The 13,460-nt window shown below is 72.8% G+C and carries 7 protein-coding genes and 2 pseudogenes; 3 read left to right on the forward strand and 6 right to left on the reverse strand.

The window, feature by feature from the left end; all coding sequences use genetic code 11:
• Window positions 1-143: 143 nt before the first annotated feature.
• Both JK361_RS06990 and JK361_RS41020 read left to right on the forward strand, forming a co-directional pair.
• On the forward strand, window positions 144-1,925 hold the full coding sequence (locus tag JK361_RS06990; RefSeq protein WP_201814769.1) for an N-acetylglutaminylglutamine amidotransferase: 1,782 nt from the start codon (window positions 144-146) through the stop codon (window positions 1,923-1,925).
• A complete protein-coding gene (locus JK361_RS41020; protein WP_236052518.1) occupies window positions 1,901-4,399 on the forward strand; it encodes a S9 family peptidase in 2,499 nt (832 codons plus the stop codon). The genes JK361_RS06990 and JK361_RS41020 overlap by 25 nt, the downstream gene beginning before the upstream one ends.
• 54 nt (window positions 4,400-4,453) lie before the next feature.
• Here the strand turns inward: JK361_RS41020 and JK361_RS07005 are convergent, their stop codons facing one another.
• The 3 genes and pseudogenes from JK361_RS07005 to JK361_RS07010 all read right to left on the reverse strand — a co-directional run bounded on the left by JK361_RS07005 (window position 4,454) and on the right by JK361_RS07010 (window position 6,227).
• Window positions 4,454-4,750 carry an alpha-amylase inhibitor gene (locus tag JK361_RS07005; RefSeq protein ID WP_201814770.1) on the reverse strand — a complete coding sequence of 99 codons (297 nt, stop codon included), beginning with the start codon at window positions 4,748-4,750 and terminating at the stop codon, window positions 4,454-4,456.
• A 438-nt stretch (window positions 4,751-5,188) separates the two neighbouring features.
• Window positions 5,189-5,272, reverse strand: a pseudogene (locus JK361_RS41025) (alpha/beta fold hydrolase); the annotation flags it as partial.
• Window positions 5,273-5,378: 106 nt separating this feature from the next.
• Window positions 5,379-6,227 (reverse strand): alpha/beta fold hydrolase, encoded by an 849-nt coding sequence (locus JK361_RS07010; RefSeq protein ID WP_201814771.1) that lies wholly within the window; start codon window positions 6,225-6,227, stop codon window positions 5,379-5,381.
• A 109-nt stretch (window positions 6,228-6,336) separates the two neighbouring features.
• Between JK361_RS07010 and JK361_RS07015 the strand changes: the two genes are divergently transcribed.
• Complete coding sequence (locus JK361_RS07015) at window positions 6,337-6,840, forward strand: MarR family transcriptional regulator (RefSeq protein WP_201814772.1); 504 nt, start codon at window positions 6,337-6,339, stop codon at window positions 6,838-6,840.
• A gap of 32 nt (window positions 6,841-6,872) precedes the next feature.
• Here the strand turns inward: JK361_RS07015 and JK361_RS07020 are convergent.
• The 3 genes and pseudogenes from JK361_RS07020 to JK361_RS07030 all read right to left on the reverse strand — a co-directional run bounded on the left by JK361_RS07020 (window position 6,873) and on the right by JK361_RS07030 (window position 13,098).
• Window positions 6,873-7,740: pseudogene (locus JK361_RS07020) on the reverse strand (AraC family transcriptional regulator).
• 108 nt (window positions 7,741-7,848) lie between these two features.
• A complete protein-coding gene (locus JK361_RS07025; RefSeq protein ID WP_236052519.1) occupies window positions 7,849-8,811 on the reverse strand; it encodes an alpha/beta fold hydrolase in 963 nt (320 codons plus the stop codon).
• A gap of 63 nt (window positions 8,812-8,874) precedes the next feature.
• Window positions 8,875-13,098 carry a bifunctional nitrate reductase/sulfite reductase flavoprotein subunit alpha gene (locus JK361_RS07030; RefSeq protein ID WP_201814773.1) on the reverse strand — a complete coding sequence of 1,408 codons (4,224 nt, stop codon included), beginning with the start codon at window positions 13,096-13,098 and terminating at the stop codon, window positions 8,875-8,877.
• Window positions 13,099-13,460: the final 362 nt, after the last annotated feature.

Raw genomic sequence — 13,460 nt, forward strand, 5'->3', positions numbered from 1 at the left:
GCCCCTCCCGGAGCCCCGCCGGGCTCCTCATCCGAAGGAGAAGCGAGCACCATGCCAACCAGCCGCGACCAGACACCGACGGCCGGGGCAGCGCCCTGCGCAGCGCCGCGCGCCCCGCGCACACACCGTGGAGGTGCTGACCGATGTGTGGCCTGAGCGGAGAGATACGCTTCGACGGCGGCCGGCCCGACCTCGCGGCCGTCGAGCGCATGAGTGACCGGCTCGCCGCCCGTGGCCCCGACGGTCAGGGCATCTGGTCGCGGGGCGCCGTGGCGCTGGCACATCGCCGACTGAAGATCATCGACCTCTCCGAACGCGCTGCCCAGCCGATGACCGACGTCCGGGACGAGGTCACCGGCGTCTTCAACGGTTGCATCTACAACTACGCGGCGCTGCGCGCGGAACTCAAGGCCCTCGGCCACCGGTTCAGGACCACCTCGGACACCGAGGTCGTCCTGAACGCCTACCGGCAGTGGGGCACGGCCTGCGTCGACCGCTTCTACGGCATGTTCGCGTTCGCTCTCGTCGAGCACCGGACCGGCCGCCTGATCCTCGGACGCGACCGGCTCGGCATCAAGCCCCTGTACCTGGCACGATCCGCCGGACGCCTGCGCTTCGCCTCCTCGCTCCCGGCCCTCCTCGCGGCCGGCGACGTGGACACCGCGCTGGACCCGGTGGCCGTCCACCAGTACCTCAGCTGGCACGCGACGGTCGCCGCACCCCACACCATCGTCGCCGGGGTGCGCAAGCTTCCCCCGGCCACCGTGCGGACCGTCGAGCCGGACGGCACCTGCCACGACCGCCGCTACTGGCAGCCGTCGTACACCCGCCGTGCCGAGCACGCGGGCATGAGCGCGAGCGAATGGCGGGACGCGGTGCTCGACGCGCTGCGCACGGCCGTGAGCCGCCGGATGGTCGCCGACGTGCCGGTCGGCGTCCTGCTCTCCGGCGGCCTGGACTCCAGCCTGATCGTGGCACTGCTGGCCGACGAGGGGCAGCGCGACCTGGCGACGTTCAGCGTGGGCTTCGAGGCGGAAGGCGGTGACGAGGGGGACGAGTTCCGTTACTCCGACCTGATCGCCAAGGAGTTCGCCACCGATCACCACCAGCTGCTGGTTCCTTCGGAGCGCGTGTCGACGGCGCTGGACGCGGCGGTCGCGGCGATGAGCGAGCCGATGATGAGCCATGACGTGGTGGCGTTCCACCTGCTGTCCGAGCAGGTGGCCCAGAACGTGAAGGTCGTGCAGAGCGGTCAGGGCGCGGACGAGGTGTTCGCCGGCTACCACTGGTACCCGCGACTGGCCTCCGCGGCCCGCGAAGAGGAGCCGGACAGGTACGCCGAGACGTTCTTCGACCGGTCGCACGCCGACCTCGCCGCCATGCTCCAGCCGCACATGGTGCCCCGGGACGACGTCTCCGACCGGTTCGTGCGGGAGCACATGGCGGAACCCGGGGCCGAGACCGCCCTCGACGCGGCCCTGCGGCTCGACACCCATGTCATGCTCGTGGACGACCCGGTGAAGCGGGTCGACAACATGACCATGGACTGGGGCCTGGAAGCCCGCGTGCCTTTCCTGGACCATGAACTGGTGGAGCTGGCGGCCGCCTGTCCTCCGGAGCTGAAGCTGGCCGACGGCGGCAAGGGCGTCCTGAAGGAGGCCGGCCGCAAACTGCTGCCCCGTGAGGTGGTCGACCGTCCCAAGGGCTATTTCCCGGTACCGGCGATCACCCATATGGCCGGACCCGTCCTGGAGCGGGTGCGCGAGGCACTGAACGCTCCCGAGGCCAGGCAGCGCGGACTCTTCAAGGACGCGTACGTCGCCGGACTCCTGGCCGACCCCGACCGACACCGCACCAAGCGCGGAGCGAACGCGCTGTGGCAAGTGGCTTTGCTGGAGATATGGCTTCAGACACACGGAATCTGACCGAAGAGCGCGCCGCGCACGAGGCGGCGGGCCCGGGCACGACCGTCGCCGGGGTTCCGACGCCGGACGCGAGCCCGGAACCCCCGGCGCCGGACGGCCGCGGCCCCGCCTTCGCCGCACCGGCCCGTATTCCGCTGCCGGACGCCGCCGGGCCGCGGGACGCGCCGACACGGCTCGTCGCGCACGGCTGCTGGTACCCCTCGGCCGACCCCGCCGGTGTGGAGGTGGCCTACATCTGCGACCGCGGCGGTGTGCCCCAGCTGTGGGTGGGGTCCGTGGACGGCGCCGAGGTGCGTCTGCTCGACACCGATCCGGACCCCGTCCAGGAAGTGTCCTGGTCGCCCGACGGCCGATGGATCGCCTACAGCACGGCGCCCGGTGGCGGTGAACACCTGCGGGTGCTGTGCGTACGCCCCGACGGGACCGACCGCCACATCCTGGCCGGGGCCGAGCCGGGCAGCTCGGCCCATCTGGGCTGCTGGGCGCACGACGGTTCGGCCATCGCGGTGACCGTCGCGGTCCCCACCGCCGTCCCCGTGTCCCAGACATCCGCGACGGAGCCAGGACCGGCCGAAGTCGGTCTGCCGCCCGACCGGCTGTCGTCCGGCCGGCCGCGCCGGGACGGCGACGTCGTGATCCTCGGTGCGGCGCCGCACGACGAGGGCGGACTCGGCTGGCCGGCACCCGCGGCGGCCGCCGACGTGGCGGCCCCGGCCGCCTCCTGGGAGGGGCATCCCGCCCCGACGCCCGGCTTCGGCGACGGACTGTCCGCCTATCTGATCGACCCCGAGGGCGTCACGGCCCCCGTCCTGCTCGCCGCGGAGAAGGACGCGGCGACACTCCGCGTGTGCGACCTCAGCCGTGACGGCGACCTGGCGCTGCTGCGCCGGGGGCCCCGAGGACGGCGCGAGGCGGTGGTGCTGCGCATCATCGACCGCACCACGACCTGTGTGGTGCCGGTGGCCGACGGCGACCCGTGGATCGGCAGGTTCTCGCCGCACGCCGACACGATCTGGCTGCGCAGCGACGCCTACCGCGAGTTCGCGGTCCTGCTCGCCGCCGAACTGGACCCGGACGGACAGCCGCACGGCTGGTACGTCGCGGCCTCGCGCGAGGACAGCGACCTGGAACTGCTGCACTGCGCCCACGACGGCAGCACCGCCGTACTGGCCTGGAACGTCCGGGGCATGAGCGAGGTGGAGGTCCTCGACACCCGCCCGCCCGCTCCGGCCAGAACGGCCACGCACCCGCCCGGTCCGACCGGCACCGTCCCCCACCCCTCCGGTGCGTCCGGCACCGTCGCCCGCCCCTCCGGCGCGGCCGCGCACCCGTCAGGTCCGACGGGGACTGCCACGTACCCGTCAGGTCCGACGGGGACTGCCACGTACCCGTCCGGCCCGGCCGGGACCGTCCCTCACTCGTCCGGCCCGGCCCGGACCGTCCCCCACCCCTCCGGTTCGGCCGGCACCGTCACCCAGCCGTTCGGTGCGGCCGGGGCCGTCACCGCTCCGCCCCGGCCGCTGTCCCTGCCGCACGAGGTGGCCACCCGCATCGTCGACGCCGGCCCGGGACTGGTGCTGGCCCTGTCCGGGTCCCAGCGCCGCCCCGGCTTGTGGTGGCTCTCCGAGGGCACGGCCCTGCTGCGCACCCAGTGGTCGTCCCGGGACGAGGACGCCGTTCCCCCGGGCCGCTCGCCCGTGCGACCGCTCCAACTGGGCCTGACGGCACGGGACGGACTGCCGCTGAACGGGTGGTACTACCGTGCGCCGGGGCGCGGCCCCGGTGAGCCGGCGCCCTGTGTGATCTATCTGCACGGCGGCCCGGAGGACCAGGAACGCCCCGTCCTCAACCCGCTCTACCACGAGATCCTGGGCCGGGGCCTGGACATCTTCGCGCCCGACGTACGCGGGTCGTCCGGATACGGCCGGTCGTTCGTCGACGCGGACCTGGGCCGGGGCCGGTTCGCCGCGATCGACGACGTGGCCGACTGCGCCGCCCAGGCGGTGCTGTCCGGCCCCGCCGATCCGTCTCGGCTGGCGGTCATGGGCCGCTCGTACGGGGGCTATCTCACGTTCGCCTCCCTGGTCTGGCACCCGGACCTCTTCCGCACCGGCGTGGCCGTGTGCGGGATGTCGGACTTCGCGACGTTCTTCGAGGGCACCGAGCCCTGGATCGCGCAGTCGGCGGCGCACAAGTACGGCCACCCGGAGCGCGACCGCGAACTGCTGCACGCGCTGTCACCGATGAGCCGTATCGACGCGTTGCGCGCGCCGGTGCTGGCCGTGCACGGCGAGCACGACACCAACGTGCCGCCGGGGGAGTCGGAGCAGTTCGTACGAGCCGCACGTGAACGCGGTCTGACCGGCGAGCTGTTCACACTGCGCGACGAGGGCCATGACTTCCTGCGCGCCGACAACCGGCGGCTCTTCCGCCGTACCGCCGCCGACTGGCTGCAACGGCACCTGACCGGCTGACCCGGTCCGCCCTCGCTTGCCCCCACGCCTCCCCCCGGCTCTCCCCTCGTCCGGTCAGGAGGCCTCGCAGACGGCGAGGTGGTCGGCGTGACCGTGCAGGCCGAAGTACCCCTCGCCGACCGTACGGGACGCGCCCGGCGGGAGCGGATAGCACAGGCCCATCGCGCCGTCCCGGTAGACGACCAGCACGCCGAGCGCGTCGGCGCAGTTGTTGGCGGCGTCGGTGTAGCGCCAGCTCTCGTACATGGCGACGCACGACGGGGCCGGGCCGGAAGCCTCGGGCCCCGCGAGCGCCGGCTCGGCGAGGGCGATCGGAAGAATCAAAGAGATGACGGATCCGGCTGCCCTCATGGACCATTTCATCCAACTCTGCACGAACTTGACTCCCTGACTCTTGGACGGAAGGGATGCGGCTGCCTGAAGAATCAGCAGGGATCGGTCCCTTGTGTCTTCAAGAGACGAAGGAATCAGTGACGCGGAGCGAATGCAACACGCGTACGCCTCACTTCGGACGGACCGGACGTTGCAGGGGCGGACGGCGGCTGCCTGCGGCGACGTCGCGGCGGCCGTGCCTCCGGCCTGGATGACGCTTCAACCATTGCAGGGCGATCCGGCGTGGCCCCTGAGTTCACCGAGGCGGCGGGGCCCGGTGCCGGGCAGAGCCCCGGGTCGTCTGCAAGCGACGCGGTGCCGCCGGCGGCTCACCCTCGGCCGGAAGAAGCCGCACGGCCGGCCCCGGACGGGCCGGGTCACCGCCGCCGGGCCTGCCCGGGACGGGACCGTCGTTCAGCAGCCGAAACCGTGGGCCAGCACCACCGTTCGTCCGCTTGGGTTGCCGGTGACGGTGACATCGTTCCTGCGGGCGATGTCCATACCCACCAGTCTCTCAGGCATCACGGGCCCCGCCCGGGCGGTGGCAGGGGGGCGGCGGCCTGCCGCGGCACGCGCGGCCGTGGTGGCCCTCGACCGGGCCGGGAGGTCACCCTTCGAGCAGGTCCTTCAGCACCTGGGCCGTGGCCCGCGGGAACGCGGTGTTGCCGTTGTGGCCGCCCGGGAAACGGGCCGGCTCCGTGCCCAGTCGCGCGGCCAGCGCCAGTGCGCAGCGGTAGGTGTGGACCGTCGGCCGGGTGGTGCGGCCCGTCGCCGGGATGATGCGCGTACCGGTACGTGCAGCGGCCCGCACCGCGTCCGCCGGACGCAGGGCGTCCGTGGTGACGGCGGTGAACTCCGTTTCGATGAAGAACGCGAAGTTGGCCTTGCGGCGAGCCGTCAGAGGCTGCGGAGTGAGGTTCTCCTCGGTCTCCTCGTGCGCCGGATCGATGCCCAGGTGCCGGGCGATCGCGGGGAAAGCGGCCGTCAGGCCACCGGTCTCGTGCGCTTCCTGAATGACCCTCAGTTCCGCGACGTGCTCCGCCCGGTCCGCCTCGGGGAGCAGGTTCGGCATGACGGGTTCGTGGGCGATCAGCGTGCTCAGCACGCCGGGGTGGCGGGCCACGGTCTGGAGGCCGATGGCGGCACCCATGCTGAAGCCGGCCATCAGTGCCGGCCCATCGGTGACCGCGTCCAGCAGCCGGGCGACGTCGTCGGCGTGGTCGGCCATGGTGACGGGGCGGGCCGGGTCGTCGAGAGTGCTGCGCGACAGGCCGCGACGGTCGTAGGTGACGACCGTGAAGGTGTCGGCCAGGTGCGGGACGAGGTCGACCGTGCGGTCCGCGTCCCCCTCGCCGCTCTGGGAGAGGAGCAGGACCGGGCCGCTTCCCTGCGTCCGGTAGTGGAGGGTGGCGCCCGGGACGGAGAGCGTGCGGCCGGTCGCGGCGGTCGTGAGCATGGCGGTCCCCCTGCGGGTTGTCGTCGCGTCGGGAGCTGACAGCACGACAATAAAGCATCGAAAGAGATGCATCAATAAAGATGCATCTCTTTCGATGTAACATCGGGGTATGAACGGAGTCGAACTGTTCCTCCTGGGGCGCACCCTCATGAAGATCGGCGAACAGGCGATGCCGCGGGTGGAGGCCGGTACGCCGGGCTCCACCCGCTCGGTCCTCATCGTCCTCGGCGACCTCGTGTCCCACCCCGGCACGACGGTCGGCGAGATCGCCGCGCGGACGGGCCTGCCGCAGAGTCAGGTCTCCACCGCCGTCGCCCGGCTGGAGCAGGCGGGCTCGGTCGACACGGAGCCCGATCCGGCCGACCGGCGCCGCCGGCTGATCCGCCCCGCCGCGAAGCCCTCCGCCCGGGTCGCCGAGGTCCGCTCCGCCAACGTCGACGACGCCCTCACGGCGGCCCTCGCCGGGCCGGACGGCACCGCCCCGGACCCGGACGCCGTCCGCGAGGTCACCCAGGCCCTGGAACTGCTGGCCCGCCGGCTGACCCCGTCGATCGCCGCCCGCGCCCGCGACGTCGACACCGCACAGCCGTCCCGCACCGAGACGACGCCGTAGTCACCGCGGCACCGGCCGACGCGCCCCGCCGGTCACCCCCGTTCCCGCTCCACCGGAAGCCACAACTCGGCATCGGCCTGCGCCCCGTCGGCGAACGGGCGGGTGCGCAGGATCTCGGGGCCGGGGCGGCTGCGGTACGGGTTGGACGGGAACCACTGCGTGAACACGTCCCGCCACAACTCCTGGACGGCCCGCGGAGCCGGCCCGGAGACCGTGAAGACCGCCCAGCAGCCGGCCGGGACGGCCAGGGCGGTCGTACCCTCCGGGGCCGCCGCGGACGTCACCACACCCTGGTAGTAGTCCAGTTCGGTGCCTTCGGCACGGCTCGGGTCCAGGTCGTCGCAGACGGCGACGATGCCCTGCGGTTCCTGGTCCGACAGCTTCTCCAGGCGCCCCAGCACCTGCCGGTCGATCCCGCGGACGAAGTCGATGATCGCCTGGTTCGGGCCCGCGTGGGACGAGCGGCACCCGGGCCTTGAGGCCGACGACGCCGAACTCCGGCCGGTCCACTATGCGATAGCGCATGCTGCTGTTCCCTTCGACGGTGAGGCGGAAGGACAGCCGGGGCTGGGAGACGAGCGCGGCGCCGGTACGCCGGGCCTCACCGGGCCCGACCCCGTGCATCGCACGGAACGCACGGGCGAACGCCTCGCCCGAGCCGTACCCGTAGCGCACCGCGATCTCCAGCAGGGACTCACGCCCGGACAGCACCTCCGCACCCGCGACGGTGAGCCGGCGCCGGCGTATGTACTCCGACAGCGGCATGCCCGCGAGCGCGGAGAACATCCGGCGCAGGTGGTACTCCGAGGTGGCCGCGACGCGCGCCAGCCCGACGACGTCGATGGACTGGTCGAGGCGCTGCTCGATGTGCTCCAGGGTCTGGTTGAGCCGCTCCAGCACTCCCGGTCTCCTTCCTCTTTCGCGGCCACCACGCTAGGCAGCGGGCACCCTGCCGCACCCGACAACCTGTGCCCGATCGGGTCGGGTGCGCGGCCCTTCGGAGGCGGGTCAGGAACAGCCCCTGAGGAAGTCGATCAGCGCCGCGTTCACCTCGTCCGGGCGCTCCTGCTGGGTCCAGTGGCCGCAGCCCGCGAGCTGGAGGGGCTCCCGCCACAGGTTGGGCATCAAGGCGGGCAGCAGCTCGATGAGTTCGGGTGTGCCGGGGAAGGCGGGAACGACGTCCCGGTCGCCGTAGACGTACAGGGCCGGCGGGGAGACGACGGCGCCGTGCCACGGAGCGGTCAGTTCCCAGTTGCGGTCGAGGTTGCGGTACCAGTTGAGGGCACCGGTGAAACCCTTGGAGAAGCTCTCGGTGAGCGCGTCGAGATCCGCCTCGCCGAACCACTCCGGCAGCACCTCGGGGTCCGGCATGGTGGCGAGCCAGCCGCGCTCGGGATCGACCAGCGGCTGCTTGCCCGCACCGGCGTCGGGGGCGTCCCCGGAAGCCCAGTAGAAGAACTTCCGCAAAGTAGTCCGGGTGTCCTCGGCGAACTCGGCGTCGGCGACGCCGGGCCGGTTGAAGTAGTTCCAGTAGAAGCGGCCGCCGAACATTTTCTCCATGGCGGGCAGCGGAGGCTCCGTCCCCCGGAACGGGGGCGGCACGCTCAGGCCGGCCACCCCGCGCACCAGATCCGGTCGCAGCAGCGCGGTGTGCCAGGCCACCGGCGCGCCCCAGTCGTGCCCGACGACGAACGCCTGCTGTTCGCCCAGGGCCCGGATCAGCCCGACGACATCGCCCACCAGATGCAGGATCGTGTACGCCTCGACGGCCTCGGGACGGTCGCTGCGCCCGTAGCCCCGCTGGTCGGGGGCGACGACCCGGAAACCGGCGTCGGCCAGCGGGCCGAACTGGCGGTGCCAGGAGTGCCACGACTCGGGGAAGCCGTGCAGGAGCACCACCAGGGGGCCGTCACCCTGCTCGGCGATGTGCAGCCGGACGCCGTTCACGTCAACCATGCGATGCTCCACCATGGGAACGAGCGTACGCGCCGTGATCATCGGGCCGATCGCGACACGGCCCGCCGGACGGTGCCGTCAGTAGACGTCGCGGACGTACCGCTTGTCCGTGGCCAGGCGCCTGACGTACCCGGCGGCCTCCTCGGGTTCCATGCCCCCGTGGGTGGCGATGACGTCCTTGAGTGCCTGGTCGACGTCCTTGGCCATGCGTCCCGCGTCGCCGCACACGTAGAAGTGGGCGCCGCCTCGGAGCCACTGCCACAGGCGGGCGCCACTTGCGCGCATCCGGTCCTGGACGTAGACCTTGTTGCGCTGGTCGCGGGAGAAGGCGAGGTCGAGCCGGTCGAGGTGGCCGGACGCCTGGAACTCCTCCAGGTCCTGGCGGTAGTAGAAGTCGGTGGCCTCGCGCTGCTCGCCGAAGAACAGCCAGTTGGGGCCGGTGTGGCCGCGGGCCCGGCGGTCCTCGAGGAAGCCGACGAAGGGGGCCACTCCGGTGCCGGGCCCGACCATGATCATGGGGGTGGCGGGGTCGGCGGGCGGACGGAAGTGCGGTGAGCGCTGCACGAAGACCTGCACCGGACCGTCGTCGGCGCGGTCGGCGAGGTAGGTGGAGCACACGCCCTTGCGGTCACGGCCGAGGTCGTTGGTGTAGCGGACGACCGAGACGGTGAGACGGACCTCCCCGGGGTGCGCGAGCGGGCTGGAGGAGATGGAGTACAGCCGGGGCTGGAGGCGCCGGAGCACGCCGGCCCATTCCGCGGCCGACGCGCGGACCGGGAACTCCGCGACGACGTCGGCGGCCTGGCGGCCCCAGCTCCACTGCGCGAGCGCGTCCTTGTTGTCGGGCCGCAGCAGCCGCTTGAGGTCGTGGCTGCCGGTTCGCTCCGTCACGAACCGGAGCAGGTCGGTGGTGATGCGGGAGATGTCCAGGCGGGTGCGCAGCGCCTCTTCGAGGGGGAGGGGCGCGCCGCCGCCCAGGTCCACGCGTTCGCCGGCATCGAGTCCGGTGAGCGCGAGCCACTCGGCGACGAGTCCGGCGTCGTTGGCGGGCCACACGCCGAGGGCGTCCCCGGCGTCGTAGGCGAGTTCGCCGTCGCGGGTGTCCAGGGCGAACTGCCGCACCTCCTTCTGGGAACCGGGCAGGCTCAGCAGCCGGTTGCCGATGAGGAGGGTCGCGAACGGTGACGCCTTGGTGTAGCCGGCCGGCCGGGAAGCGGCGGCGGCCGTGGCGGTGACGGCAGGGGAGGCGGACGCGGGGAGGTCCGTCTCCGCCCCCGCGGCGACGGGCTCGGACCGCCGGTCGCCGGCAGTGGCGAGGGCGGCCACCACCTGGTCGAGCCACCGCCCGGCGCTCTCCTCGAAGTCGGGTTCGCAGTCGGCGCGGGCTACGAGCCGGCCGGCGCCGAGTGCCGCGAAGCGTTCGTCGAGCCGGCGGCCGTACCCGCAGAAGTCGTCGTAGCTGGAATCACCGAACGCGAGGACCGCGTACCGGACTCCATCCAGCCGCGGGGCGTCCGGGGCGGACAGCGCCTGCCAGAAACCGGCGCCGTTGTCGGGCGCTTCGCCGTCGCCGAAGGTGCTGGTCACGAGGAGTACGTCGGCGTCGCCGGAGAGCCGGGCCGGGTGCGCGTCGGCCATGGGCAGCACCTCGGGGGCCAGGCCCGCCTGCGTGAGGTGTGCGGCGGCGCCGGCGGCGAACTCCTCGGCGGTACCCGTCTGGGAGGCCCACAGGACCACGAGCCGGCGGGTGGACGCGGCGGGACCGGCGGCGGGCGCGGCGGTCCGCGCGGGCTCCCCGGCAGGCGGCTCGCCGGTCGTGCGGGAGAACATGCCGGCGAGGACGCCGTCGACCCACAGGGCGCGACCCGGGTCGAACGGCGCGCCCGGCGGCAGCACGGGGACGGAGCCGTCGGGCGGGGTCAGGGCGAGGCCGGAGAGGTAGCCGGACAGATAGTGGCGCTCCGGTTCGGTCAGGGACGCGGGGGCGAGGTCGCCGACGCCGAACAGCGTGGCGAGCGCGTGGACGGGGGAGTCCGCCGCGGCTGCCGGTACGGGCACGGGGGCAGCGGCCATGGGCGTGGCCTCCGGCCGGTCGCCCGCCCGGACCGGCGGAACGGGGGCGGCCGTCCTGGCGAGGGCGACGGCGCAGACCTTGAACTCGGGCTGGAACGAGACGGGATCGACCGCGTCGTTGGTGACGGCGTTGATGCTGAGGTATTCGCCGAACAGGTCGTTCCAGTGGAAGGGGGCGAAGCAGGTGCCGGGGCGGACACGGTCGGTGACCACGGCGGGCAGTACCGCACGGCCGCGGCGCGAGGCGACCTCCAGGTGGTCGCCCTCGACGACACCGAGAGCCTCGGCGTCCTCGGGATGGACCTCCACGAACGGGCCGGGGGCGAGCTTCGAGAGCTTCGCGACCTTGCCCGTCTTGGTCATGGTGTGCCACTGGTGCTGGAGGCGTCCCGTGTTGAGGGCGAACGGATAGTCGTCGTCGGGGAGTTCGGCCGCCGGCAGGTGCGGGCGGGCGAAGAACCGGGCACGTCCGCTCTCGGTGGGGAAGGCCAGACGGGGGCGGGTGCCGTCCTCGCGCTCCAGCAGCGTCTGGCTGACACCGTCGTTGAGGTAGCGGACCGGGTTGCGGTCCGCTCCGGCGGCCGGTGCCGGCCACTGGACCGGCGCGGTGCGCAGCCGCTCGTACGTGACACCGCGCAGATCCCAGCCCGTCCTGGGGTTCCACGCCTGCTTGAGTTCCTCGAAGACCTCCTCGGCCGAGGCGTACGTGAAGCCCTCGGCGAAGCCCATCGCGCAGGCCACCTCGGCGATCAACCGCCAGTCGGGCAGCGCCTGTCCGGGCGGGTCGACGACCCCGGGGACGAGGGTGAGGTTCCGCTCCGAGTTGACCATGACGCCGTCGGACTCCGCCCACAGCGTCGCCGGCAGCACGACATCGGCGTACGCGTTGGTCTCGGTCTCGGCGAACACGTCCTGGGTGACCACGAGTTCGGCCGCCTCAAGGCCGGCGATGACGGTCCTGCGGTTGGCGACCGAGGCGACCGGGTTGGTGCAGATGATCCAGCACGCCTTGATGTCACCGGTGCCCATCCGGTCGAACATCGCGACGGTGCCCCGACCGACCTCGGTGCGCAGTGAGCCCGCGGGGATGCCCCACAACTCCTCTACGAAGGCACGCTCGTCGGCGTCGAGCACGGACCGCTGGCCGGGCAGACCCGGGCCCATGTACCCCATCTCGCGCCCGCCCATGGCATTGGGCTGGCCGGTCAGCGAGAACGGGCCGGATCCCGGCCGGCACAGCGCGCCGGTCGCGAGGTGCAGATTGACCAGGGCGTTGGTGTTCCAGGTGCCGTGGGTGGACTGGTTCAGGCCCATCGTCCAGCAGCTCATCCACTCACCGGCCTCGCCGATCCACCGCGCGGCCCGCCGGATGTCGCTCTCGGGGATGCCGGTGATCTCCGCGACCTTCTCCGGCGGATAGTCCGCGAGAAAGGCGGGCATCTCCTCCCAGCCCTCGGTGAAGGCGGCGATGAACTCCTCGTCGGTGTGGCCGCCCGCGACCAGCAGGTGCAGCAGACCGTTCAGCAGGGCGAGGTCGGTGCCCGGCCTGATCCGGAGGAAGAGGTCGGCCTTGTCGGCGGTGGCGGTGCGGCGCGGATCGACGACGATCAGCTTCGCGCCGGCCGACTTGACGCGGTCCATCATGCGCAGGAACAGGATCGGGTGGCAGTCGGCCATGTTCGCGCCGATGACGAAGAAGACGTCCGCGTGATCGAAGTCCTGGTACGAGCCGGGCGGGCCGTCCGCGCCCAGCGACAGTTTGTATCCCGAGCCCGCCGAGGCCATGCACAGCCGGGAGTTCGACTCGATCTGGTTGGTGCGCACGAAGCCCTTGGCCAGCTTGTTGGCCAGGTACTGCGCCTCCAGCGACATCTGCCCCGAGACGTAGAAGGACAGGGCGTCCGGCCCGTGCTCGTCCAGGATCGCCCGGAGCCGGGCCGCGACCGACGCCACGGCCTCGCCGACATCCGTCTCGGCCGCGGCGGCGCCCCGCTCGGCACGCACCAGAGCCTTCCCCAACCGTCCCGGCGCGGCCATCATGTCCGCGCTCGTCGCCCCTTTGGTGCACAGGCGGCCGAAGTTGGCCGGGTGCGTCCTGTCCCCGGACGCCTTCGCGACACGGCGGCGGCCGTCGACGGGGTCGCGTGCCACGTCCAGCACGATCCCGCAGCCGACGCCGCAGTACGAGCAGACCGTGCGGACACTGCCGTCCGCCGAGCCAGATGCCACCGAATCTCCACCCCGCGGTGTGTGCGCTGTTCCGGGCGGGGGCCGTCCGCCGGTGGCGGCAACCCCGTGACCAGCACCGTAGGAAGATCGAATTTCCGGCCCGTCACACGTCAGGAGCGTCCGCGGTTACGCCCCACGCACATGCGGGACCGGCGCCGTGTGAGGGCCCCGCCACAGCCGTGCAGAGGCGGGTCACCGGCCGGTCCCGGACCGCGTCCGCTCCGCCGCGTATGCCGTCGTGCTCGTGGTCGTCCTGACCGTGACGGCGGCGACGGGCGCCTGACGCGGTCCGCGGCCCCGACGCCGGGAGGCGGACCGGGCGCTCCGTCGTCAGCGCCCGGGCCCGGGGTGGTGGGCAGGTC

The sequence above is a fragment of the Streptomyces musisoli genome, from assembly GCF_016741855.1.
GTDB classification, from domain to species: domain Bacteria; phylum Actinomycetota; class Actinomycetes; order Streptomycetales; family Streptomycetaceae; genus Streptomyces; species Streptomyces musisoli.